Raw genomic sequence first — 23,730 nt, 5'->3', positions numbered from 1 at the left:
CGCGGAGGAGAAGGCCATGACGGTTCAGCGGATGCCTCCGGGGCCGACCGGCACGGTCGCCGGCTACATGCCCGGCTTCGGCAACGATTTCGAGACCGAGGCCCTGCCCGGCGCGCTGCCGCAGGGCCAGAACAGCCCGCAGAAATGCAATTACGGGCTCTATGCCGAACAGCTGTCGGGGACGGCCTTCACCGCGCCGCGCGGCCAGAACGAGCGGACATGGTGTTACCGCATCCGCCCCTCGGTCCATCACACGGGGCGGTTTTCGCCCATCGACATCCCCTATTGGAAGACCGCGCCGAACGTCCTGCCGAACGTCACCAGCCTTGGGCAGTACCGGTGGGACCCCATCCCCGTCCCGGACGAGGATCTGACCTGGATCACCGGGATGCGCACGATCACCACGGCGGGCGACGTGAACATCCAGGTCGGCATGGCCAGCCATGTCTATCTGGTCACCCGCTCGATGGAGGACGAGTATTTCTTCTCGGCCGACAGCGAACTGCTGGTCGTCCCGCAGGAAGGCCGCCTGCGCTTCTGCACCGAGTTGGGCGTGATCGAGCTGGAACCGCAGGAGATCGCCATTATCCCGCGCGGGCTGGTGTACCGCGTCGAGGTTCTGGACGGCCCCTGCCGCGGCTTCGTCTGCGAGAATTACGGCCAGAAGTTCGACCTGCCCCATCGCGGGCCGATCGGCGCGAACTGCCTTGCGAACCCGCGCGACTTCAAATGCCCCGTCGCGGCCTTCGAGGACCGCGAGGTCCGGTCCCGCGTGGTCATCAAATGGTGCGGCCAGTTCCACGAGACCTGGATCGGTCACAGCCCGCTGGACATCGTCGCGTGGCACGGCAACTATTGCGCCTACAAGTATGATCTTCGGACATATTCGCCGGTCGGTGCGATCCTGTTCGACCATCCCGACCCGTCGATCTTCACCGTGCTGACCGCGCCTTCGGGACAGGAGGGGACCGCCAATATCGACTTCGTGCTGTTCCGCGACCGCTGGATGGTGGCCGAGCACAGCTTCCGCCCGCCCTGGTATCACAAGAACATCATGTCCGAGCTGATGGGAAACATCCACGGCATCTATGACGCCAAGCCGCAGGGCTTCGCGCCGGGCGGGATCAGCCTGCACAACTGCATGCTGCCCCACGGCCCCGACCGCGAGGCGTTCGAGGGCGCAAGCAATGCCGAGCTGAAGCCCGAGAAGCTGGACAACACCATGAGCTTCATGTTCGAGACCCGCTTCCCCCAGCACCTGACGCATTACGCCGCCCGCGAAGCCCCCATGCAGGAAGAGTACATCGACGTCTGGGACCGGCTCGAGAAGAAGTTCGACGGGACACCGGGGAACAAGTGAAGCGTCGCGCCGTGCGGTGACGCGACCGGATCGGCGTGATGTATGATCCGGACCTGCGCATTCCCGATCAAAGGCATACAGGCGACATCTCATGGGGCAGTCCGCCGACAACAAGAAGAACGTGGAGGCATGAAACATGATCAGGACGGACATGCCGATGCGCAGCTGGGTCACTGACGCGAACGATCCCGACTGCGAGTTCCCGATCCAGAACCTGCCCTTCGGCGTCTTCTCGACCGCGGCCACCCCGCCGCGCTGCGGTGTTGCCATCGGCCGGATGATCGTGGACCTGGCCGCCTGCGAGGAACGCGGGCTTCTGGATGCCAAGGGCAGTTTCGCCCGACCGCAGCTGAACGACTTCATCGCGCTTGGGCGCCCCGCCTGGGACCGCATCCGTGCCCGGCTGACCGCATTGCTGGCCGAGGGTGCCAGTACCGACCTGCCCCTGATCGCGATGTCGGACGCGACGATGCACCTGCCGATCCGGGTGACCGAGTTCACGGATTTCTACGCCTCGAAGAACCACGCCTTCAATGTCGGTGCGCTGTTCCGCGGCCCCGAAAACGCGCTGCCCGAACAGTGGACCCACATGCCCATCGGCTATAACGGGCGGGCATCCTCGGTCGTGGTGTCGGGCACGGATATCCGCCGCCCCATGGGACAGATCAGGGGCGAGGACGGCCCCGTCTGGTCGCCCAGCAGGCGGCTGGATCTGGAACTTGAACTGGGGGCCATCGTCGGGGCCGACAGCGCGATGGGCCAGCGCATCTCGGTCGAACAGGCCGAGGGGATGATTTTCGGCTATGTCCTGCTGAACGACTGGTCGGCGCGCGACATCCAGGCGTGGGAATACCAGCCCCTGGGGCCGTTCCAGGCCAAGGCGCTTGGCACCACGATCAGCCCGTGGATCGTGACGCAGGCCGCGCTGGAGCCCTTCCGCTGCAAGGGGGCCGAGCGGGTGAACCCGCTTCTGCCCTATCTGCACGAGGAACGGCCGGGCTTCTACGACCTGAGGATCGGCTGGTCGATGAACGGTCAGCGGATGTGCAGCACGAACTACAACGTCATGTATTATTCCAGCGCGCAGCAACTGGCGCATCACGCGGTCTCGGGCTGCCCGATGCGCGTGGGCGACCTGCTGGGCAGCGGCACCATCTCGGGGCCTGCGCGCGACCAGACCGGCGCCCTGCTGGAGATGACCGAGGGCGGAAAGACCCCCGTGACCGTGAACGGCGACCCCCGCACCTTCATCGAGGATGGCGATGTCGTCTCGCTGCATGCCCATGCCCAGGGGAACGGTTACCGCGTGGGCTTTGGCGAATGCACCGGCAGGATTCTTCCGGCACAGGAGTGACGACCGCGAACGCCGCCACTTTCGAAAAGGAAGCGACCGAACCCGCCTTCTCCGCCACGATCAGCCCGGCACGATGCCCTGATCGTCCTTAAGGGTCTTCAGCACGATCTCGGACCTGACCTGCGACACCTGCGGATGCGGCAGAAGATGCGCGTGGACGAAATCGGCAAAGGCATCCAGATCGCGCACCCTGACATCCAGGATGTAATCGGCATCCCCCGAGACCGAGAAGGCAGACCGGATCTGGGGATGCGTCGCGACGAAGCGGGCGAAGTCGTCCTCTTTCCGCTGGCCGTGGCTGGACAGGTTCACGCGCACGATGGACCGCAGGCCATAGCCCAGCTTGGCCGCCCCCAGCCTCGCGGAATACCCCTCGATCACGCGGGCCTCTTCCAGGGCCGCCCGCCGCCGCGAGCATTGCGAGGGCGACAGCTTCACGATCTCGGCCAGGGCGGCGTTCGTCAGCGCGCCATCGCGCTGCAATGCGGTCAGGATCGCGATATCGAACCGATCCAGCTTCATCGGGCGCACCTTTCTGCCAATTCATGCACGTTTCGTGCATATCATCTGCCATAGCCATTCACTATGCAAGCTTCGTGCACGCGGCTCGTGTCATCCTGATCGCAACAGTTGCCAGGAAGGAAAAGCGTCATGGGTCCGTTTCCGCACAATGCCCCGAAGGCCACGATCAGCGCCGCAAACCCGGCAGGCACCGACGGTTTCGAATTCGTCGAATACGCCCATCCCCAGCCCGAGATCCTCGATCGGATCTTCCGGCAGATGGGCTTCGTGCCGGTGGCACGCCACAAGACGAAGGACATCACGCTGTATCGTCAGGGGGATATCAACTATCTGCTGAACGCCGATCCGGCGGGGCATGCGGCGGGCTTCGTGGCCGAACACGGCCCCTGCGCGCCCGCGATGGCCTGGCGCGTGGTCGATGCGCAGGTCGCCCTGCAGCGCGCGCTGGATCTGGGCGCCACGGAATATACCGGGCCGGGCAAGTCGATCGAGGCGCCGGCCGTTCTGGGCATCGGCGGATCGCTTCTGTATTTCATCGATCGCTATGGCGATGCGGGCAGCGCCTATGACGCCGATTACGAATGGCTGGACCAGGCCGACCCCCGCCCCGAAGGCTTCGGCTTCTACTATCTGGATCACCTGACCCACAACGTGATCCGCGGGAACATGGACACCTGGTACAGGTTCTATCACGAGACGTTCAATTTCCGCGAGATCAAGTATTTCGACATCAAGGGCAAGCAGACGGGCCTTGTCAGCCGTGCGCTGACCTCGCCCGATGGCAAGATCCGCATCCCGATCAATGAAAGCACCGACGATCACAGCCAGATCGAGGAATACCTGCGCGAATACAAGGGCGAGGGCATCCAGCACATCGCCATCGCCTCGGACGACATCTATGCGGGGACCGACCTGATCGCGGATGCGGGGATGGAGTTCATGCCCGGCCCGCCCGACACCTATTACGAGATGTCGCATCGCCGCGTGAAGGGCCACGAGGAGCCGCTGGACCAGATGCGCAAGCATGGCATTCTGATCGACGGCGAAGGCGTGGTCGGCGGCGGCGAGACGCGCATCCTGCTGCAGATCTTTTCCAAGACGGTGATCGGCCCGATCTTCTTCGAGTTCATCCAGCGCAAGGGCGATGACGGCTTCGGCGAGGGGAATTTCCGCGCCCTGTTCGAGTCGATCGAGGAGGACCAGGTGCGTCGCGGCGTCCTGTCGGCCGCGCCCGCCGAGTGACGCACCTTCCGCAGGACAGGGGGATCGGGCCATGGCCTGGACGGATTACGCGACCGCACCGCAGCCCGGCACGCGCATCTGCGAGGCCGATCGCGTGAACCCGGTCCTGTCGCTGCGCGTGGGCGGCGACAGGGGCGGCTTTCCGCTGCTGGTCCTGCGGGTGGGCGACGGGTTTCGCGCCTATGTCAACGCCTGCCCGCACCAGTACCTGCCGCTGGACCATCGCGGCGACCGCATCCTGTCTGCAGACGGGACGATGCTGATGTGCACCGCGCATGGCGCGCGCTTCGACATCACGACGGGCCAGGCCGTGCAGGGCGCCGATTGCGGGCTGGACCCCGTGCCGGTCCTGCTGTCGGAGGGCATGCTGGTGATCGACGACGCCCCCTAGTCCGGCGCGATGCAGCGGACACTGCGATCCGTGCCGATCCGTTCCAGGGGCGGACGCGCGGCGGAACATTCCGGCATGACCTTCGGGCAGCGCGTGGCGAAGGGGCAGCCCGGGGGCGGGTTCAGCGGGCTGGGCAGGTCGCCCTTCAGCAGAATGCGCGACCCGCGATCCCTGCGCGACACGTCGGGGCGCGGGATCGCGCTGATCAGCGCGCGGGTATAGGGGTGGTGCGGATGCGCGAAGACCTCGGTCACGGGGCCTTCCTCGACCACGATGCCCAGATACATCACGCAGACGCGGTCCGCGATATGCCGCACCACGCTGAGATCATGCGAGATGAACAGATAGCTCAGCCCCAGGTCGCGCTGCAGCCGCAGCAGCAGGTTCAGGATCTGGCTCTGAATGGACACGTCCAGCGCGCTGACAGGCTCGTCGCAGATCACCAGTTTCGGGGACAGCGCCAGCGCCCGCGCGATCACGACGCGCTGCCGCTGACCGCCCGACAGCGCGGTGGGGCGGCGGTCGCGCTGGTCGGGGTTCAGGCCGACCAGCTCCATCAGCTCATCCACGCGGGCGCGCACCTTGTCGGCTGGCCAGCCGTTGATGACCAGCGGTTCGGCGATGGAACGGGCGATCGACATGCGCGGATTCAGGGCCGAGACCGGGTCCTGGAACACCACCTGCATCTGCTGCCACAGGGCGCGACGCTCGGCCGGGCGCAGGGTGGCAAGGTCGCGCCCCTCGAACAGGATGCGGCCACCCGTGACGGGGGCCAGCCCAAGCGCGGCGTTGCCGGTCGTGGACTTGCCGCAGCCGGATTCGCCGACGACGGCGACGGTCTCGCCCTGGTGGATGGTCAGGCTGACCCCGTCCACGGCGCGGGTGACGGGGGCGGAACGCCCGCCCCTGCCCGGAAAATGCACCTTGAGGTCCTGCAATTCCAGAAGCGCGGTCATGTCATGCCCTCGGACAGGGGGTGGAAGCAGGCCACGCGATGCGCGCCCTCGGACAGGGCGGGCGTGGCGTCGCATTGCGCCGTCGCGCGGTCGCAGCGGGTCTTGAAGCGGCAGCCCTGCGGCCAGTTCCGGGGGCTGGGGACATTGCCCGGAATGGCGAACAGTTCCTGCTTCGGCGGGTGATCAAGGCGCGGAATGGTGCGCAGCAGCATCGCGGTATAGGGGTGGCGCGGCTGGCGGAAGATGTCGTGCACGTCGCCCTGCTCCACCACGCGCCCGCCATACATCACGCAGACGCGGTCGGCCATTTCGGCCACGATCCCCATGTCGTGGGTGATCATCAGGACGGCGGTGCCCTCTTCCTCGGCCAGGTCGCGGATCAGGTCCAGGATCTGCGCCTGGATGGTCACGTCCAGCGCCGTCGTCGGCTCGTCCGCGATCAGCAGTCGGGGCCTGGATATCAGCGCTGCCGCGATCATCACCCGCTGGCACATCCCGCCCGACAGTTCCGCCGGCAGTTGATGCGCCCGGCGTTCGGGGTCGGGAATGCCCACGCGGCCCAGCATCCGCACGGCCTGCTGCGCGGCATCCGCGGCCGAGGCGCGGCCATGGACGATCAGGCTCTCGGCGACCTGCGCACCGATGGGCATCAGCGGGTTCAACGAGGACACGGGCTCCTGGAAGATCATCGCCAGCCCGTTTCCGCGCAGATCGGCCATGTCCTGCCCGCCCGCGCCATGAACGGGCACCCCGTCGAAGCGGATGCTGCCGCGCGTGATGCGCAGGCTGTCGGCCAGTAGCCCGATCACCGACAGCGCCGTCAGCGATTTCCCCGAGCCGCTCTCGCCCACCAGCGCTACGACCTCGCCCGGGCGGACGTCCAGCGTGACGCCATCGACCAGTTGCAGCGATCCGGCAGCGACCGCAAGATCCGTGACCTCCAGCAGGCTCATGGCGCGGCCACCGCTGCGGCCCAGGGGCTGACCGGATGCGCGGCGCCCGCCGCCATGCCGTCGCCCTGCCCCGCCTGCACCAGCGAGGGGATCGCGAACTGCACCGGATAGACGGTGTCGTCGGTCAGCTGCACCGGGTGATGTTCGCTGATCGCGGTCGCCACATCCGCCGCCGCGCGCCGGTCCACCAGGATCGTCGCCGTGCTGGCATCGATGCGCGGGCGGGCCATCGCGACTTCGGGCGTGTCGCCCCGGTCGATCAGGTGCGACAGGATCTGCAGCACCGCCGGGAAGATCTGCCGCCCGCCCGCCGCGCCAAGCGCGATCTCGGGGCGGCCATCGCGCAGCGCGATCACCGGCGACATGTTGGCCAGCGGCTTGACCCCCGGCGCGATCGAGTTCGGCTGCCCGTGGCGCGGATCGAACCACATGATGCCGTTGTTCATCACGATATCGGTCTGCGGCAGCACGACCTTGGACCCGAAGCGCGACAGCAGCGTGTTGGTCAGCGACACCATGTTCCCCTGCGCGTCGATCACCGACAGGTGGCTGGTGCAATCCTCGGTCGCGGCGGCGTGGCCCAACGTCTTCAGCCGGTACTCATAGGCCTCGCGGCAGGCGACGGCATGGGCCGCCGATTGTTCCGCATCGGACAGCGTGCCGATCTGGCGGTCCTGCAAATGCGACAGCGCCCGCAGCAGGCTGGGCCCGCCGGACAGGCCGGGGATGACGCAGATCTGCCGGTCGCGGTAATCCTGAACCTGAGGTTTCTGCCAGACCACGTTGTAATCGCGCAGATCCTTGGCGCTGATGCAGGAACCGACCTGCGCCAGGTCCTGCAACATCAGGTCGGCGGTTTCCCCCTCGTAGAATTCGCGCGGGCCGTGCTGGGCCAGTCGGCGCAGGACGGCGGCCTTCTTCGGCATGGGCAGCACGGTGGCCGAGGCCGTATCGGGATGCGGCTGCCGCAGATCGGGGTCCAGGAACAGCATCGTCGCCGCCGTGTTGCCCAACAGGTTCGTACGATCCACGGCAAAGGCCAGGTCCGCGAACCAGTCCACCGTCATGCCACGGGCCGCGATCTGGGCTGCGGGGGCCACGATATCGGCCCAGGACATGGTGCCGAAACGTTCCAGCGCCGCGGCAAAGCCCGCGACCGCCCCCGGCGTGCAGATGGACGAGCCGCCCGTGATGTTGCGGTTGTCGCGCACGGCGGGCCAGTCGAACCAGTCGCCGTCCGACCCGCCCGCAAGCGGATAGTCGGCGGGGTCCAGCCCCTGCGGCGACATCAGGTTGAAATCCAGCGCATCGACCGTTCCATCGGCCGCCGCATGCAGCAGGAAGCCGCCGCCGCCGATGCCCGACAGCCAAGGCTCGACCACCGACAGCACCAGCGCGGTGGCGATGGCGGCGTCCATCGCGTTGCCGCCCTGCGACAGGATGTTCGCGCCGATCTGGGCGGCCTCGCGGTGCTGGGCCACGACGATGCCCCGGGCGCCTGCGACCTGCGGCTTGCTCAGCGACCAGGCCTGCGCGCCGCCGCGAATGGCTGGGTGTTCGTTCATTGCGGTGATCCCTTGGTGGTATGGACGGGAAGCTGCGGCAGCGGAAAATCGGGCTGATCGGTCAGGCCGCGATGATGCTGCGCCAGCTCTCCGCAGGTGGGGCGCCAGATGTCGTCGCTGTGGGCGATCATGCGCCACAGATCCTCCAGCATGTCGATGCGGGCGGGGCGGCCGCTGATCCAGTCATGGACGGTCAGCATGAACAGGCTGCCGTGACGGCGGGCGGAGCGGGCCTCGGACTGCCACCGCTCGCCGATCTCGATATGGGAACGCGGCGCGCGGTCGCCCGCGCCCAGAAACTTGAAGAAGATCGCGTCGTCGATATCCCACCGCACCGGCAGCTCGGTCACGCCGCCGATGGTATAGGGCACGTCCTCGCCCATCAGCGAGGAATCCCACAGGTCCAGACGCCGCAGCTCGCGCAGCATGTGGGGCGTCATCTCCCATGCGGGCGACCGGAAACCTTCGGGGCGCAGGCCCGTCTGCGCGACGAACAGCTGGATCGAGCCCTCCAGCGCATCGGTGAACTGCTGGTCCGAGATGTCGCCGACCAGTTCGTGCCAGTCGCCATGCAGCGCGATCTCGTGGCCGCGTTCGACAAGGCCGGGCAGCAGGTCGGGGTTCTCGCGCGCGACGACCGCCGGCACGAAGAAGCTGCCGCGCAGGTCCAGCCGCGCCAGCATGTCGGTCATCCGCGACAGCCCGCGCCGCATCCCCGCCATGCGATGTTCGGGCACGGCGATGGTTTCGGGCCGTGCGTTCCGCGTGGCCCACAGGTAGGGCGAGACCGCGTCCACATCGACGCTGAAACACGCGGCGGCGCGCTTGCCCTCGGGCCAGGGATATGGCGCAGGCGCCCAGATCATAGCGGCGACTTCTTGTCCTGATAGACGTCGAGGCTGCCCGCCGAATTGCCGCCATCGACCGACAGGGTCGCGCCGGTCACGTTACGGGCCGCGTCGGATGCCAGGTACAGCGCGGCATTGCCGACATCCTCGGCGGTGGTCTCGTGGCCAAGGGGGATGTTCGCCATCACGCGGTCGACATGTTCCTTGGGCAGGCTGGACACCGCGCTGCCCGCCGCGAAGCCCGGTTCCAGCGCGTTCACGCGGATGCCGAATTCGGCCAGTTCCAGCGCGAAACCCTTGGTCAGGCGGTCCAGCGCGGTCTTGGACATGCAATAGGTCACCATCGTGCGCCGCATCTTGCGCGCCGCCCCAGACGAGATGTTGATGACATTGCCCCTGACGCCGGCCTCGATCATCTGCAGCGCGAAGCCGCGCGTCAGCACGAAGGGCGCGCGCAGGTTCACGGACATGATCCGGTCCCAATCCGCGACCTCCATGTCCAGCATGAAGGCCGACGGATAGAGCGCGGCATTGTTGATCACCACGTCCGGCGCGCCCCATTCGGCGGCGACGGCATCCAGCAGGTGGTCCAGCCCGGCATCGTCGGTCAGATCGGCGGCAACGGCAAAGCCCGGCATCCCGTCCACGTTCAGATCGGTCCGGCAGACGATCGCGCCGTTGGCCTCGAACTGGTCGGCCAGGGCGCGGCCCATGATGCCGCTGGCACCGGTGACGACCACGCGCTTGCCCTCGAAGGCGGTTCCGAAATGCATTCTCAGCGTCCTTTTCCAATGATGTCGCTCAGGCGGTCGCCAATCAGGTTGGCCGACAGCACCAGCATGAACAGGGCAAGCCCCGGGAAGGTGGCGATCCACCAGGCCGTCGCGACATAGTTGCGGCCCGTGGACAGCATCGCGCCCCAGCTTGCGGTGGGCGGCTGCACGCCGAGGCCCAGGAATGACAGGCCCGCCTCGAACAGGACCATCAGCCCGAATTCCAGCGTGGCCACGACCAGGATCGGCCCGATGATGTTGGGCAGGATGTGGCGCAGCAGCGCGCGCGGGACCGAACAGCCCATCGACCGCGCAAGGGTCACGAAGGGCTGGCGGGCGACCGACAGCGTCTGACCATAGGCCACGCGGGCATAGCGCGGCCACCGCGTCAGCACGAGGACCAGGATCACGTTGAAGAAGCCCGGCCCCAGCACCGCCACGGTGATGATCGCCAGCAGGATCGCGGGGATCGACAGGAAGATGTCGACCAGCCGCATCAGCACGGTCTCGGTCCAGCCGCGCAGGTATCCGGCCAGCATGCCGACGGTGATGCCCACGACGCCCGACAGCAGCACCGACAGGACGGCCACGGAAATCGACACCCGCGCGCCATGGATCAGGCGGCTGAGGATGTCGCGGCCCAGCTCGTCCGTGCCCAGCCAGTTGGTGGCGCCCCGGCTCTCGAAGCCCGGCACCTTCAGGCGGGCCAGCAGGTTCTGCCGGTCGGGGTCCATCGGCGCAAGAAGCGGCGCGAAGATCGCGACCAGCACCATCGCGCCCAGCAGGATCGCGGGCCACCAGGGCAAGATGCGGGCGGGCAGACGGGTTGCGGCAACGCTCATCACTGGCCCCCCAGACGCACGCGCGGGTCGATCACGGAATAGAGGATGTCGGCCGCGAGGTTGGCGAAGATGGTGGCAAACGCCCCCAGCAGCACGACCGCCTGAACCACCGCGAAATCGCGCGAGGCGACGGATTGCACCGTCAGCTGCCCCAGACCCGGCCAGGCGAATACCGTCTCGACGATCACCGCGCCCGCCAGCAGCTGAGAGATCTCGAGCGCCGTGATCGACACGACCGGAATGGCCGAATTGCGCAGCAGGTGCCGCCGGACCAGCCGGGGCGTGCGAACGCCCCGCGCACGGGCGGACCTCACATAGTCGCGGCCAAGCTCGTCGATGACGGCAGAACGCGTGATCCGCGCATAGGTCGCCAGCGACAGAAGCCCAAGCGCGATCGAGGGCATCACCAGATGCGCCAGCGTGCCGGTGCCCGAAGGCGGCAGCCATTTCAGCCAGACCCCGAAGACGAGGATCATCATGATCCCGCTCCAGAAGGTGGGCATCGACTGGCAGGCCAGCACGACGCCCATGATCCAGCGAGAGATCGCCCGCCCCCGCGTCAGCGCCATGACGACGCCCGCGGGCAGACCGATGGCGAAGGCCACCAGCAGCGCGCCCCCCGCCAGTTGCAGGGTCTGGGGGATGCGGCTGGCCAGGATCTCGGCCACGGGGGCGTTCTGGATATAGGACCGGCCCAGGTCGAAGCGCAGCATGTCGCCAAGAAAGGCGACGTACTGTTCGATCAGGGGCCGGTCGAAGCCAAGCGCGCTGCGCATGGCCTCGAAATCCTCCTGCGTCGCCGTCTCGGGCAGCAGCAGGGCGGTCGGATCGCCGGTCAGGCGCTGGATGAAGAACACCAGCGTGATGACGCCGAACGCCGTGACCATTGCCTGAAGCAAGCGTTTCAGAAGGAAGGCGGACATCACTCGGACCAGCTCATGCGGTTGAGGAACATGCTCTCATTGGCGGTCGGCGTGAATTCCAGCTCGGACGCCGCGCCATACAGCACCGCCGCCTGGTACATCGGCAGCAGATAGTAGTTGTCCCGCACGATCTGGTGGACCTGGGCATATGCGTCCTGACGGACCTCGGGGTCCAGCGACACGCGGGCCTCGTCCAGCAGCTTGTCCAGTTCGGGGTCGTTCACGCGGCTCCAGTTGCTGTCGGAATGCAGCAGCGGATAGGCGATGCCGTCGGCGTCCTGGCAGGCGCAGGACCAGCGACCGAAGCTGAGTTCCGCGTTGTCCGCGGGTTCGGACCGCACGATGTTCAGATAGGTCGGCATGTCCGTCACGCTGATCGAGACGTTGAAGCCCACATCGTTCAGCATCTGCTGCAGCGCCTGCACGATGCGCTGATCGAAGACCGGCGCGGTGGCGAAGGTCGCGGGGGTCGCGGCGACATCCGCCTTGGCCGACACGATCTCCTTGGCGGCATCGGGGTCGAAGACCCAGGGCTCGATCCCCTCGGCATAGCCGAAATGCGCGGGCGAGGACAGCTGCGCCATCGGCACCTCGCCTGCGCCCAGCAAGCCCTCGGTGATGCCCAGATTGTCGATCGCCATGCTGGCGGCCTTGCGCAGTTCGGGGTCGTCGAAGGGCGGCTTGTCCAGGTTCATGCCCAAATAGGCCACACGCTCGGTCGGGGCGGACAGCGCCTTGACGTCGCCCTGACCTTCCAGCTGCGCGGCGCCGTCGCTGTCCAGGCCCACGACCAGATCGGCGGTGCCCGCCTGAAGGTTCGCAAGGCGCGTCGCGGCATCGGGCACGGCGCGGAAGGTCGCGCCCTCGAACGGACCGGCCTCGCCCCAGTAATCGTCGTTGCGGGTCAGCGTGACGGACACGCCGCGATCCCAGCCCTCGAACTTGTAGGGGCCCGACCCCACGGGGGCCGCGTTGAACGCCTCGGCGCCGACTTCCTCGACCACGTGCTTGGGCACGACCGACAGCTTGACCAGCTGCGCCATCAGCGCCGGATAGGGACCGTCGGTGGTCAGCTTGACGGTCACGTCATCGACCGCCTCGGCAGATGCGATCTGGTTGAACTGACCCAGCTGCGGCGAGGCGAATTCCGGGTCGGTGATGCGCTGGACGGAAAAGACCACATCCTCGGCGGTCAGCTTCTGGCCGTCATGGAAGGTCACGTCGTCGCGCAGCGTCAGCAGCATCTCGGTATCGCTGACCTGTTCCCACGCGGTCGCGATCTGCGGCACGATGTTGCCGTCATTGTCGCGCGTGACCAGGTTGTCGAAGATGTTGCGATAGACATAGTAGCTGTCGGGGTTCCACTGCACCTGCGGGTCCAGCGAGGACGGCTCGCCCGACAGATCGACGGTCAGGTCCTTGGCCATCGCGGGCAGTGCAAGGGTGGCGGCTGCGACACTGGCCAGCAGCAGGTTGAGCTTGGGGGTCATTGAGGTCTCCTGTTGGTCGCAGCGTTTTCGTGGTTGTTGCGCGCCGCCAGCCCGCTGCCCGGCATCAGCGGCGCGTCGTTCTTCAGAAGCTGGCGAAGGAAATAGCGTTCCTGCGCATCGATCAGCGCCAGTCGCGCGCGCTCGATGCCGGCGGCGTCGCGTTGCAGCACCGCCCCCACCAGGTCTGACACGTCGTCCCGGCGGAACAGCGTGCCGCTGTCGCCTTCCAGGAAATGGGTGATCCGCGCGGAATGGTGCCACAGCTTGCGCAGGTGGCGCGCGGTGAAGGGGTTGATCGCCCCCAGAAGCAGCCCGTCGATCCGGTCCACATGCAGGCGCACCGCGCTGACCGCGGCATCGTCGCCACCGCGAGACAGGGCCTTCAGGATGTCGTGGATCTGCTCCATCTCGGTCAGGGCGGCGTCGGTCAGGCGCACATGGGCAAGGCCGGGTTCGACGATGCGGCGGGCCGACAGCACGTCGCCGATCAGCTGGCCGGTGATCGGCAGCACCTCCCACCCCATCCGCGCCTTGGGCGATGCCCATCCGTCGAAGCCCAGCCGCATCAGCCCCGCACGGGCCGCGGCGCGCGACAGGCCGAAACGCTCCATCGCGTCGGCCTCGGTGATGACCTCGCCGGGCGCGATCTCGCACCAGATGGTGGCGGCAAGCATCCGGTCCTCGGCAAAGCGGGACTTGGCGTCGGGGCTGGGAAGCCCGCCATCCGAAAGGCCCGAACGCAACATGGGAGAGCTTGGATCATACATGAAATGTCATACCGCTCGCTTTAACATGTCAGGTATGGTGTGATGACATATTCAATCTGGCAAGAAAAATCTGCATGGAGGATTGCCGTGACGAAAAAACTGTCCGTTCTCGGGGCACTTGGGCTTCTGGGCCAGCATCTCGTGGCACGCCTTCTGCGCGAACCGGGACTGGAGATCGTCAGCCTGCACGATCATCGCCACGCAGAATCGGCTGCCGATCTGCCGTGGTTCGCAGCGCCCGAGGCCCGCGATTTCGTGCTGGGCCAGCGCATCCTGTCCCCCGATGCCGCCGCGCCGGGCGACCTGATCCTGTCCTTCCTGCCCGATGCGGGCGCCGAGGCGATCGAGAAGCGGCATCTGGGCCGCGGCGCGCGCATCCTGTCGCATTGCGAATACGCACGCGGGGCGGGGCTGCTGCTGGCGCCCGGAATGCCGCTGCCGGACACGCGCGGGCATCAGCTTCTGGCCACGCCGAACTGCACGACCGCGATCTGCGCCCTGCCTCTTGCGCGGCTGCACCGCGCCTTCGGGATCGACGCGCTGCATGTCACGACGCTGCAGGCTGTCAGCGGCACGGACCTGCCGGGGATGCAGGCGCATCGGGCGCATGACCACGTGACCTCGGTCCTGCCGGGCGAGGCCCGCGCGCTGGAGGATGAACTGCGCATCCTGTTCGGGGGCGCCTTCACCACCAGTTGCATGGCGACGCGCGTTCCGGTCTGGCGCGGGCACACGATCACGCTGACCGCGCGGCTGGCCGCGGATGCGACCCGCGAACAGATCGCCGCGGCGCTGTCGGACGTGCCGGGCATCCATCTTGCGACGGCCCCCGAGGCGATGCCCCTGCACCGCCCCGAGATCGTGCAGGAGGACGCGTTCTGCACCATCGAGGGACTGCGGATCGGGCCGGACGGCTGGCTGCAGCTGACCCTGCGCGGCGACAATCTGGGGATGGCCACGACGGGACTGATGGTCGATCTGGCGGGCATCCTGCCGTGACGCCCTTTTCCTTCGGGTCTCCACGCGATTAGGGTGTCGTCCGAATATGCAGCACAAGAACGGGGGCGGCAGGATGGCCGACATGAAGGACAAGGTGGTTCTAGTCACGGGCGCAAGCCGGGGGATCGGCGCGGCGACGGCGCGGCTGTTCGCGGATGCGGGCGCGAAGGTCGGCGTCATGGCCCGCAGCACGGATGCCGTCGCGGCCCTGGCGTCCGAGATCGGCGGCGTGGCGCTGGCAGGCGACGTGGCCGATGCGGTGGCGATGCAGCAGGCCGTCGCGACGCTGCTGGAACGCTTCGGCCGGCTGGACGTGCTGATCAACAATGCGGGGCTAATCGGTCCCATTGCGGGCATAGCCGATGCCGACCCCGACGAATGGGGCCAGGCCATCGACGTGAACATCAAGGGCGTCTTCAACGGCATACGCGCGGCCCTGCCCGTGATGCGCAAGGCGGGGGGCGGCACGATCCTGACCATCGGCTCGGGCGCCGCGCATGGCCCGCAGGAAGGTTGGAGCGCCTATTGCGCCAGCAAGGCCGGGGCGCTGATGCTGACCCGTGCGCTGGACCTCGAGGCGCGCGGCGACGGCATCCGCGCCATCAGCCTGTCGCCCGGCACCGTCGCCACCGACATGCAGGCCGCGATCCGCGACAGCGGCATCAACCCGGTCAGCCAGCTCGACTGGTCCGTGCATATCCCGCCCGAATGGCCCGCCCGCGCGTTGCTGTGGATGTGCGGCCCCGAGGCCGATCAGTGGCTTGGCGACGAGATCTCGCTTCGGGACAAGGGGATCCGCCGCAGCGTCGGCCTGATCGACTGAGACACCCGCGCGGCCTGCCCGTCAGGTCGCGCGTTCGTCCTTGCTGCTGTCCATGACGATGTGGGAATTGATCGCGTTCACATGCGACTGCGTGCCCAGAACCTCGGTATGGAAGCGCTTGTAGGCCGCAAGATCGGCGGTCTCGACCCGCAAGATGTATTCGAACGAGCCCGCGATGTTGTGGCACTCGACCACCTCGGGGGCGGCGGCCATTGCGTGCTCGAACCCCTCTTGCGCGCGCTTGTTGTGCGATGACAGCCCGACCATGACATAGACGGCCAGCCCCCGCCCCATCCGTTCGGGATCGGTCACCACGCGATAGCCGCGGATGATGCCCGAACGCTCCAGTTCCTGCACGCGCCGCAGGCAGGCCGAGGGCGACAGCCCGACCCGCTCGGCCAGCGCGACGTTGCTGATGCGCCCGTCGCGCCGCAAAGCCTGCAATATCTTCACGTCCAGAGGATCCATCGGGGCCTTTCATTGCGCGATTATCGCGTTCAGCACGATATTTGGCGGATCATTGCGCCGGATCACCGCTATTGTTGCGCCGAACCAAGCCAGAGACAAGACCGATGACCATGACCGTCCTGACCGCCCTTCTGGGCTTTGCCCTTGCCGCCACGATCACGCCGGGGCCGAACAACCTGATGCTGATGGCATCGGGCGCGAATTTCGGCTTTCGCCGGACGCTGCCGCACATGATCGGGATCGTGGGCGGGGTCTCGTTGATGTCGCTTCTGGTGGGCGCGGGGCTGATGGCGCTGTTCCAGGCGGTGCCGGTGCTGAACACCGTGCTGAAGGTGCTGTCGGTCGGCTATCTTCTGTGGCTTGCGGCCAAGGTCGCGACCGCCGCCCCCATCCAGGACCGCGCCGCCGATGCGCGCCCCATGACCGCGCTTCAGGCGGCGGCGTTCCAGTGGGTCAACCCCAAGGCATGGGCGATGTGCCTGTCGGCCGTCACGCTCTATGCGCCCGACCGTTCGTTCCTGTCGGTGGCGCTGGTCGCGGGGGCGTTTGCGCTGGTGTCCTTTCCGGCGATCTCGGTCTGGGCGTGGCTGGGGACGGTGGTCCGGCGCTGGCTGTCGAACCCGGTGCGGCTGCGGGTCTTCAACGTGACGATGGCGGCGCTGCTGGTCGCCTCGCTGTGGCCGGTGCTGGGGCTTGGCGCAGGGGCTTGAACCGCATCAGCCGGCTGCCGTCGTCGGGATCGGTCAGCACGGTGGCGCGAACGCCGAAGACATCGGCCAGCAGGTCCGCGGTCAGCACCTGTTCGGGCGGCCCGACCGCGACCAGCCGACCGGCGGACATGACCGCCAGCCGGTCGCAGCGCATCGCCTGGTTCAGGTCGTGCAGCGCGATCATGGTGGGGATGCGCAGGGCGTGCACCAGATCCAGGATCGCCAGTTGATGGCCGATATCCAGATGGTTCGTCGGCTCGTCCAGCAGCAGGATCGCGGGGTCCTGCGCAAGGGCGCGGGCGATATGGGCGCGCTGTCTTTCGCCGCCCGACAGGGTGGACCAGTCGCGATCCGCAAGATGGGTCAGATCCGCGCGTTCCAGCGCGCGGGCGACATGCGCCGCGTCCGCATCGGACCAGCGCCGCAGCGCGTCCAGCCAGGGCGTGCGCCCAAGCGAGACCGCATCGCGGACGGTGATGCGGTCGGCGGTCTCGGCGGATTGGGCGACCATCGCCATGCGCCGCGCCACGTCGCGACGGCGCAGACTGCAGATGGGGTGCCCGTCCAGCGTCACCGCCCCGCGATCCGCCCGGATCAGGCCCGACATCAGCCGCATCAGCGTCGATTTCCCCGAGCCGTTCGGCCCGATCAGGCCCAGAACCTCGGGGCCCGACAGCCGCAGGTCCACGTCGCGCAGGATCCCGCGATACGACAGCGATCTGGCCTCCAGCGTCATGCGGACCCCCTTGCCCGGATCAGGATGACGGCAAAGGCAGGCGCGCCGACCAGCGCGGTCACCACGCCGATGGGCAGGGTCTGACCCGGCACCAGCACGCGCGCGATCACGTCCGCGGCGATCAGGAAGACCATTCCGGCAAGCGCGGTCGCCGGAACCAGCCTGCCATGCCGGCTGCCCACGAGGAACCGCGCCGCATGGGGCACGACCAGCCCCACGAAGCCGATGGCCCCGGTGACCGAGACCATCATCGCCGTCGCCCCCGCCGTCGCAAGAATCAGGACCGCCTGCACGCGGCGCACGGGCACGCCCAGCCCCGCCGCCGCATCGCTGCCGAAGGCGAAGGCGTCCAGCGCGCGCACGTGCCACAGCGTGACGGCCAGCGCGACGATGGCAGCGGTCAGCGTGCTGCCGACATCCTCCCACCGGGTGCCGGACAGGTTGCCCATCAGCCAGAACATGATCCCGCGCGCTTGTTCTGCATTGGCCGACCGCGCGATCACGAAGCTGGTCAGCGCGTTGAACAGCTGCGAGCCCGCAATCCCCGCCAGCACGATCTGCGCGGCACCCCGAGCGCCCGGTCCGCCGCCAGACAGCCGTGCAAGGCCCACGACCAGCGCGAAGGCCGTCAGCGCACCGATCAGCGCCCCCGCCGACATGGGCAGCATCCCCGCCCCGAGGCCCGCCACCGCGACCAGCACCGCACCCGTCGACGCCCCCGCCGAGATGCCCAGCAGATAGGGATCGGCCAGCGCATTGCGCAGCAGCGTCTGCAGCACCAGCCCCGAGATCGCCAGCCCCGCCCCGCAGGCCCCCGCGACCAGCGCGCGCGGCAGGCGATAGGCCCAGACGATGCCCTGGTCGATGGGATCGACCGCGTGGCCCGCGTCCCACAGCTGGTTCGCCAGCGCTTTCCACACCGTCGCGGGCGGGATCGGCGTCTCGCCCAGGGCCGCGCCCAGCAGGGGCGCGACCACGATCAGGCCAAGGATCAGGGGCAGCGTCCGAAGCGTCATTCGGCCAGCCTGCCCATCCCCTCGGCCATGGCCTCCAGCCCGTCCAGCATGCGGATGCTGCCATGCATGGCCTCGGCGTCGATGATGACGATGCGGTCATCGCGGACCGCCTGCATGCGGCTGGTCACGGGATCGCTGCGCAGGAACTCCAGCTTGGCCTGCACGTCGTCGGCCGGGAAGCGGCGGCGATCCATCCGCGCGATGAACAGGACCGAGGGATCGGCGCGGGCGATGGTCTCCCACCCCACCGTCGGCCATTCCTCGTCGGATGAGACGACGTTGCGCAGGCCCAGCCGGTACAGCATCCAGGCCGGGATGCCCATGCCCCCTGCCATGTAGGGATCGGCCTCCATCTCGGACGAGGAGAACCAGACCGCCGCCGAGGCGTCGGGCAGATCCAGCGCCCGCGCCTGCGCCACGACCGCGCGTTCGCGCGATTGCAGGTCGGCGACCAGCGCATCGCCCGCCGCCTGCGCATCCATCACCGTGGCGATCTGCGTGATGCTGTCCCACAGCGTGCCGATGTCGAAGGGCGCAAGGCGCGTGCCGTCGGCGCCGACAAGATTGTCCTTGCCGCTGCAATCGGTCGGCATGACATAGGTCGGGATGCCCAGATCTTCGAACTGTTCGCGGGTGCCGACCGCGCCCTGTTCGCCGATCATCCATTCGAACATCGTGGGCACGAAGCCGGGGCGCTTGTTCACCACGGCCTCGAAGCTGGGGGTGTTGTCGCTGATGCGCTCCACCCCGGCGTCGATCCGGGCGTAATCCGGCAGCACGCCGTTGAACCACAGCGCCGTGCCGGCCATGCGGTCCTGCTGCCCCAGGGCATAGAGGATCTCGGTCGTGGACTGGCCGATCGAGACGACATTCGCCGGGCGTTCCGGGATCGTCACGCGATGGCCGCAATTCTCGATGGTCAGGGGGTATTCGGTCGGCGCGGCAAGCGCCGCCAGCGGAAATCCAGTCGCGCAGATCGCGATCGCAAGCTTCTTCATCTTGTCGTCCTTCATCGTTGTGAAGGACGGGGCAAAGGAAGGCGCAGGACGACGTTCCGGCGGGACCGGGCGCATCGCCAGCGTGATCCCTCCGGGGCACCCCGCCCGGCATGGTCGCAGTCGCGATGGCAGGTCTCCTGACTTGCGGATCGCGGCCTTGCCCGCCTTCCCGGCGCGGGCGCCAGTGGCATATGGGGTCGGCTACCGCTTACAGTTGCGGGGGCAGTCGCGGAATCGGCACCTTCTGGTTACACCTCACCGCGTTCCCTTTTCACCCGCCCGGAACCTTGGCCGCGCGGGAACCATCGCAGCGATGCATGACCGCTGCCGGGGGCCAAGTCAATCGGCCAGGACCGCGACCTACAGTCCGTTGACCGGCACCTTCAGCATGGGACGGCCATCCCTGTCGGTCGGAACCTCGCCCCCGCGCATGTTCACCTGAAGCGAGGGGATGATCAGCCGCGGCATCGCCAGCGTCGCGTCGCGTTCGGTCCGGAAGCGGACGAATTCCTCGCGGGTGCGGCCATTGCCGACATGGATGTTGTGGGCCTTTTCCTCGGCCACGGTGGTCTGCCACTGGATGTCGCGGCCGTTCGGGCCGTAATCGTGGCACATGAACAGGCGCATCTCGTCCGGCAGCGTCAGGACGCGCTGGATGGAATCGAACAGCACCCCCGCATCGCCGCCGGGAAAATCGGCACGGGCCGAGCCGCCATCCGGCATGAACAGCGTGTCCCCGACAAAGGCCGCGTCGCCCATGACATGGACCATGCAGGCGGGGGTGTGACCGGGGGTATGGATCGCAAAGACCGGCATGTTGCCCACCATGTAGCGGTCGCCATCCTCGAACAGGCGGTCGAACTGGCTGCCGTCGCGCTGGAACTCGGTCCCCTCGTTGAAGATCTTGCCGAAGGTGTCCTGAACGACCATGATCTGCGCGCCGATGCCGATCCTGCCGCCCAGCCGTTCCTGGATATAGGGCGCGGCGGACAGGTGGTCGGCATGGACATGCGTTTCGATGATCCATTCCAGCCGCAGCCCGCGGTCGCGCACCTGGCGGATCAGCTCGTCCGCGTGGTCATGGGTGATCCGCCCGGCGGAGTAGTCGATGTCCATCACGCTGTCGATGATCGCGCAGGCGTCGGATGACGGGTCCCGCACCAGGTAGCTGATCGTGTTCGTGTCCTTGTCGAAGAAGCCGTGAACCTCGGGGTGGATGTCCATGCGAAGCGGAAAGGCGGTCATCTGGGGATCTCCTTCGGGCGGGGGGCCGGGAACGACATGCGGCGCAGCATGAAGCCGATGATGACAGCCGACAGGAACAAGGCAACCTCCCATCGCAGGGTCCCGAGCGCGGGGATCGCAGCCCCGGGGCAGAAGCCCGCGATGCCCCAGCCGATGCCGAAGATGGCGGATCCCCCGATCAGGCGCGCATCCGGGCGGGTCGCTGTCGGCAGATCGAAGCGCTGTGCCAGCAGCGGTCCGTCCATCCGCAGGGCCAGCCGGTATCCCGGCAGCGCGACGGCCAGCGCGCCCCCCATCACGAAGGCCAGCGACGGGTCCCACGCCCCCGCGATGTCGAAGAAGTTAAGCACCTTGGCCGGGTCCATCATTCCCGACAGGGCGATGCCGATCCCGAAGACCAGCCCGGTCGCGACGGCAAGAGCGAAGCGCATGACCCCTATCCCCCGATCACGTGGCGGATGACGAAGACGGTCGCCGCCGCCGTCGCCATGAAGACCGGCACCGCGACCATCGAGCGGCGCGACAGCCGCGCCAGCCCGCAGACCCCGTGTCCCGAGGTGCAGCCGGACCCGAGGCTGGCGCCGAACCCCACGAGGATCCCGCCCGCGACGATCATGCCGGGACCGGCCGGAACCTCGATCCGCGGCAGGCGTCCGGTAAGCGCCCAGAGAATTTCCGGCGCGGCGACCATGCCGATCACCAGCCCCAGCCGCCAACCGGCTTCCCCGCGCGACGGCGCGAAGACCAGACCCGACAGGATACCCGTGGCCCCCAGAACGCGGCCCAGCCCCGCCATCAGCATGACGGCGGCCAATCCGATCAGCAGCCCACCCTGAAGGGACGACCAGGGGGTGAAGACGGTATCCATCGCGATCCTCGTGACTTGGCCGGGCGGGGCATCCGCCGGTGGCTCTCGGTCCGTGGATAAGGCCCGCGGTGCGGCGCGTCGGTGACATTGTCACGCTTGGCCGATCACCCGGCCTGCGCCATCGCCCGCAACGCCGCGCGGTCGGCGATGTCGATCCGTCCCCGCGACTGCGCGACAAAGCCGCGCTTCTGGAAATCGTGCAGCAGGCGGGAAATCACCTCCCGGGCGGTGCCAAGCTCGGATGCAAGCTGCGAATGGGTCGCGGCAAGGCTGTCATGCGCGCCCGCCAGCAACAGCAGACGCTCGGCCAAGCGCATGTCCATGCGCGCGAAGGCCACGTCGTTCACGACCCGCAGCAGGTCGATCAGCCGCCGCGAATAGGCCGCGAAGACGAAATCGCGAAAGCCGGGCTCCTCGGCGGTCAGCCTGTCGAAATCGGCCCTGGGCAGGGTGATGACCGTCAGGTCGGTCTCGGCGATGCCTTCGGCGTTATAGGCCTCTTCGGCCAGCATGCAGGCGGTCGTCAGCACGCAACTTTCGCCCGCATCCACGCGATAGAGAACGATGTCCCGCCCGTTCCCCGCCGTCTGCACGACGCGAATGCTGCCCTGCAGCAGGAAGAACAGGCTGTCGGGGATGTTGTGGGGGCCGAACACCTCGGTGCCTTTGCGGAACCGGCGCGTGCGCGCGGCCTTCAGCAGGCGGTCGCGTACCGCGCGCGGCAGGGCGCGGGTACCCTGAAAGCTGTCGGTCCAGTCCGCTTGTGGCGTTCGCGTCATCCCGGCCCCCGCTGCCCCGTGATCCCGCGACGGGTTATGGCCCAGCTTGTGCGCCCTGTCACGCCGCCCGCCAGCGACGATCGGTCGCTTGGAAAATCGCCCGACGCTTCCCACCTGTTGCGGTGACACTGAACGAGCGGGGCGCATCATGCTGCAGGACAAGAAATCCGAGACCGACGCCGAACGGCAGAAGGTGCTGCTTCAGCGCCTCGTCGGGACGCTCAGCCGCGAATACCCCGAGCTGTATTACCAGCCGACCAGCCTGGTCGCCCGGCTGATCCGCCAGCGGGTCGCCGACGGCACCACGCTGAACGGCGACGAACGCAAGCTGATGGAGCGCCTGACCGAACGCGACATCGAGGTGCTGCTGAGCCTGCACTGACCGCGCGTTGTTTTCGGGCGTGACGGGCTGCACGGGTCGGGATGGACGCAACGGGCGGTCCGTTGGAAGGCGGTAATGCCCAAGGAAGTCCGCGGAGACATTGCGCATGCTCGCCTGCAGATCGTGGTGCAGGATGAAGTCGAACCGCCCACGCGATATAATCGCGGCTCTCGTGGTCGAGATCGTGCATCTCGGAGACCGGCGGATGGAACCCGCGATCCGCCTGCGCCCCCCCTGTTCATCGAATAGAGCGCCCGCAGATCGCGCAGCTCCGCTCCCAACCCGCCCGTCCGCGCCGACGGATGATGGACACCCCCCCTGCCCTGCATCCCGATCACGCGCAGATCGGGCTGCAGCCGGGCCAGCGACGCGGCAAAGGCGGCCTCGCGCTCATCCTAGCCCGAAAACCGGCCAAGGCTGCGCGTCGCAAGAACGCAGCGCGGCGCGGGGCTTCAGGCAGATCCCGTGACTGGCGCGCCGCAGGATGCGGTCCAACGCGGGGATCGGAGTGGGCCCTTCGATGATCTAGTGCACCCGGAAGCGCGGGCGGCACGCGGCGGGTCCGATCTGCGGAAGCCCGCGGCGGCGGCCTAGGGTCAGGACCCATTAATCGGGTTGCGACCACCTTGCCGGCGTGATTCATGCTCCCGAACTGATGGGGGCATGATGAGCAATCTTTTCTGGCTGAGCGATGAGCAGATGGCGCGGTTGCGGCCGTTC

Annotated in this window: 25 protein-coding genes, 1 pseudogene and 1 riboswitch; of the genes and pseudogenes, 8 read left to right on the top strand and 18 right to left on the bottom strand. The window is 67.7% G+C overall.

What is annotated here, in order from left to right:
- The first annotated feature begins 16 nt into the window (after positions 1–16).
- A complete protein-coding gene (gene hmgA / locus QMZ16_RS14120) occupies positions 17–1,360 on the top strand; it encodes a homogentisate 1,2-dioxygenase (protein ID WP_282603694.1) in 1,344 nt (447 codons plus the stop codon).
- A gap of 136 nt (positions 1,361–1,496) precedes the next feature.
- Positions 1,497–2,714, top strand: coding sequence for a fumarylacetoacetase (gene fahA / locus QMZ16_RS14115; RefSeq protein ID WP_282603693.1), 1,218 nt, complete (start codon positions 1,497–1,499; stop codon positions 2,712–2,714).
- A 60-nt stretch (positions 2,715–2,774) separates the two neighbouring features.
- Here the strand turns inward: fahA and QMZ16_RS14110 are convergent, their stop codons facing one another.
- A complete protein-coding gene (locus QMZ16_RS14110) occupies positions 2,775–3,236 on the bottom strand; it encodes an Lrp/AsnC family transcriptional regulator (RefSeq protein ID WP_282603692.1) in 462 nt (153 codons plus the stop codon).
- A gap of 129 nt (positions 3,237–3,365) precedes the next feature.
- Between QMZ16_RS14110 and hppD the strand changes: the two genes are divergently transcribed.
- Complete coding sequence (gene hppD, locus QMZ16_RS14105; protein ID WP_282603691.1) at positions 3,366–4,478, top strand: 4-hydroxyphenylpyruvate dioxygenase; 1,113 nt, start codon at positions 3,366–3,368, stop codon at positions 4,476–4,478.
- Positions 4,479–4,509: 31 nt separating this feature from the next.
- Complete coding sequence (locus QMZ16_RS14100; protein ID WP_282603690.1) at positions 4,510–4,869, top strand: Rieske (2Fe-2S) protein; 360 nt, start codon at positions 4,510–4,512, stop codon at positions 4,867–4,869.
- On the opposite strand, the gene QMZ16_RS14095 is transcribed toward QMZ16_RS14100, so the two are convergent.
- Genes QMZ16_RS14095 through QMZ16_RS14055 form a run of 9 tightly spaced genes read right to left on the bottom strand, consistent with a single transcriptional unit; the run spans position 4,866 to position 13,965 of the window.
- Complete coding sequence (locus QMZ16_RS14095; RefSeq protein ID WP_282603689.1) at positions 4,866–5,825, bottom strand: ABC transporter ATP-binding protein; 960 nt, start codon at positions 5,823–5,825, stop codon at positions 4,866–4,868. The two genes, QMZ16_RS14100 and QMZ16_RS14095, sit on opposite strands and share 4 nt — an antisense overlap.
- Positions 5,822–6,778: an ABC transporter ATP-binding protein gene (locus tag QMZ16_RS14090; RefSeq protein ID WP_022708316.1), complete on the bottom strand. Its 957-nt coding sequence runs from the start codon at positions 6,776–6,778 to the stop codon at positions 5,822–5,824. The genes QMZ16_RS14095 and QMZ16_RS14090 overlap by 4 nt, the downstream gene beginning before the upstream one ends.
- On the bottom strand, positions 6,775–8,343 hold the full coding sequence (locus QMZ16_RS14085; protein ID WP_282603688.1) for a gamma-glutamyltransferase: 1,569 nt from the start codon (positions 8,341–8,343) through the stop codon (positions 6,775–6,777). The genes QMZ16_RS14090 and QMZ16_RS14085 overlap by 4 nt, the downstream gene beginning before the upstream one ends.
- Positions 8,340–9,209, bottom strand: a complete 870-nt coding sequence (locus tag QMZ16_RS14080) for a polysaccharide deacetylase family protein (protein WP_282603687.1) — start codon at positions 9,207–9,209, stop codon at positions 8,340–8,342. The genes QMZ16_RS14085 and QMZ16_RS14080 overlap by 4 nt, the downstream gene beginning before the upstream one ends.
- The gene (locus QMZ16_RS14075; protein WP_282603686.1) at positions 9,206–9,964 is read right to left on the bottom strand and encodes an SDR family NAD(P)-dependent oxidoreductase; all 759 of its coding nucleotides are present in this window, start codon (positions 9,962–9,964) and stop codon (positions 9,206–9,208) included. Before QMZ16_RS14075 ends, QMZ16_RS14080 begins: the two co-directional genes overlap by 4 nt.
- A gap of 2 nt (positions 9,965–9,966) precedes the next feature.
- Positions 9,967–10,806, bottom strand: a complete 840-nt coding sequence (locus QMZ16_RS14070) for an ABC transporter permease (RefSeq protein ID WP_282603685.1) — start codon at positions 10,804–10,806, stop codon at positions 9,967–9,969.
- Positions 10,806–11,729, bottom strand: a complete 924-nt coding sequence (locus QMZ16_RS14065; RefSeq protein WP_282603684.1) for an ABC transporter permease — start codon at positions 11,727–11,729, stop codon at positions 10,806–10,808. The genes QMZ16_RS14070 and QMZ16_RS14065 overlap by 1 nt, the downstream gene beginning before the upstream one ends.
- Positions 11,729–13,219 carry an ABC transporter substrate-binding protein gene (locus QMZ16_RS14060; protein WP_282603683.1) on the bottom strand — a complete coding sequence of 497 codons (1,491 nt, stop codon included), beginning with the start codon at positions 13,217–13,219 and terminating at the stop codon, positions 11,729–11,731. The genes QMZ16_RS14065 and QMZ16_RS14060 overlap by 1 nt, the downstream gene beginning before the upstream one ends.
- Complete coding sequence (locus QMZ16_RS14055; RefSeq protein WP_022708309.1) at positions 13,216–13,965, bottom strand: GntR family transcriptional regulator; 750 nt, start codon at positions 13,963–13,965, stop codon at positions 13,216–13,218. Before QMZ16_RS14055 ends, QMZ16_RS14060 begins: the two co-directional genes overlap by 4 nt.
- A 108-nt stretch (positions 13,966–14,073) precedes the next feature.
- Between QMZ16_RS14055 and QMZ16_RS14050 the strand changes: the two genes are divergently transcribed.
- Positions 14,074–14,985, top strand: coding sequence for an Asd/ArgC dimerization domain-containing protein (locus QMZ16_RS14050; RefSeq protein ID WP_282603682.1), 912 nt, complete (start codon positions 14,074–14,076; stop codon positions 14,983–14,985).
- 73 nt (positions 14,986–15,058) lie between these two features.
- A complete protein-coding gene (locus tag QMZ16_RS14045) occupies positions 15,059–15,808 on the top strand; it encodes an SDR family oxidoreductase (RefSeq protein ID WP_282603681.1) in 750 nt (249 codons plus the stop codon).
- A 21-nt stretch (positions 15,809–15,829) separates the two neighbouring features.
- Here QMZ16_RS14045 and QMZ16_RS14040 read toward each other — a convergent pair whose 3' ends face one another.
- Positions 15,830–16,276, bottom strand: a complete 447-nt coding sequence (locus QMZ16_RS14040; protein ID WP_282603680.1) for an Lrp/AsnC family transcriptional regulator — start codon at positions 16,274–16,276, stop codon at positions 15,830–15,832.
- A 104-nt stretch (positions 16,277–16,380) separates the two neighbouring features.
- Here QMZ16_RS14040 and QMZ16_RS14035 point away from each other — a divergent pair, with 104 nt between their 5' ends.
- Positions 16,381–16,986 carry a LysE family translocator gene (locus QMZ16_RS14035; RefSeq protein ID WP_282603679.1) on the top strand — a complete coding sequence of 202 codons (606 nt, stop codon included), beginning with the start codon at positions 16,381–16,383 and terminating at the stop codon, positions 16,984–16,986.
- On the opposite strand, the gene QMZ16_RS14030 is transcribed toward QMZ16_RS14035, so the two are convergent.
- From QMZ16_RS14030 to QMZ16_RS14000, 7 genes and pseudogenes are all read right to left on the bottom strand, one after another.
- Positions 16,916–17,722, bottom strand: coding sequence for an ABC transporter ATP-binding protein (locus tag QMZ16_RS14030; RefSeq protein WP_282603678.1), 807 nt, complete (start codon positions 17,720–17,722; stop codon positions 16,916–16,918). The genes QMZ16_RS14035 and QMZ16_RS14030 overlap by 71 nt on opposite strands.
- Positions 17,719–18,738: an iron ABC transporter permease gene (locus QMZ16_RS14025; RefSeq protein ID WP_282603677.1), complete on the bottom strand. Its 1,020-nt coding sequence runs from the start codon at positions 18,736–18,738 to the stop codon at positions 17,719–17,721. The genes QMZ16_RS14030 and QMZ16_RS14025 overlap by 4 nt, the downstream gene beginning before the upstream one ends.
- Positions 18,735–19,736 carry an ABC transporter substrate-binding protein gene (locus QMZ16_RS14020; RefSeq protein ID WP_282603676.1) on the bottom strand — a complete coding sequence of 334 codons (1,002 nt, stop codon included), beginning with the start codon at positions 19,734–19,736 and terminating at the stop codon, positions 18,735–18,737. Before QMZ16_RS14020 ends, QMZ16_RS14025 begins: the two co-directional genes overlap by 4 nt.
- A 109-nt stretch (positions 19,737–19,845) precedes the next feature.
- Positions 19,846–20,058, bottom strand: a riboswitch (cobalamin riboswitch).
- A 38-nt stretch (positions 20,059–20,096) separates the two neighbouring features.
- Positions 20,097–20,981 carry an MBL fold metallo-hydrolase gene (locus QMZ16_RS14015; protein ID WP_282603675.1) on the bottom strand — a complete coding sequence of 295 codons (885 nt, stop codon included), beginning with the start codon at positions 20,979–20,981 and terminating at the stop codon, positions 20,097–20,099.
- Complete coding sequence (locus tag QMZ16_RS14010; protein WP_282603674.1) at positions 20,978–21,412, bottom strand: YeeE/YedE family protein; 435 nt, start codon at positions 21,410–21,412, stop codon at positions 20,978–20,980. The genes QMZ16_RS14015 and QMZ16_RS14010 overlap by 4 nt, the downstream gene beginning before the upstream one ends.
- A gap of 5 nt (positions 21,413–21,417) precedes the next feature.
- Positions 21,418–21,861 (bottom strand): annotated as a pseudogene (locus QMZ16_RS14005) (YeeE/YedE thiosulfate transporter family protein); the annotation flags it as partial.
- A gap of 92 nt (positions 21,862–21,953) precedes the next feature.
- Positions 21,954–22,628, bottom strand: coding sequence for a Crp/Fnr family transcriptional regulator (locus QMZ16_RS14000; RefSeq protein WP_282603673.1), 675 nt, complete (start codon positions 22,626–22,628; stop codon positions 21,954–21,956).
- Between the two features lie 148 nt (positions 22,629–22,776).
- Here QMZ16_RS14000 and QMZ16_RS13995 point away from each other — a divergent pair, with 148 nt between their 5' ends.
- Positions 22,777–23,010 (top strand): hypothetical protein, encoded by a 234-nt coding sequence (locus QMZ16_RS13995; protein ID WP_282603672.1) that lies wholly within the window; start codon positions 22,777–22,779, stop codon positions 23,008–23,010.
- Positions 23,011–23,730: the final 720 nt, after the last annotated feature.

The organism is Paracoccus sp. PARArs4 (assembly GCF_947311865.1).
Lineage (GTDB): Bacteria > Pseudomonadota > Alphaproteobacteria > Rhodobacterales > Rhodobacteraceae > Paracoccus > Paracoccus zeaxanthinifaciens.
The sequence above is the reverse complement of the archived record's forward strand: the minus strand, read 5'-3'. Positions and strand labels throughout refer to the sequence as shown.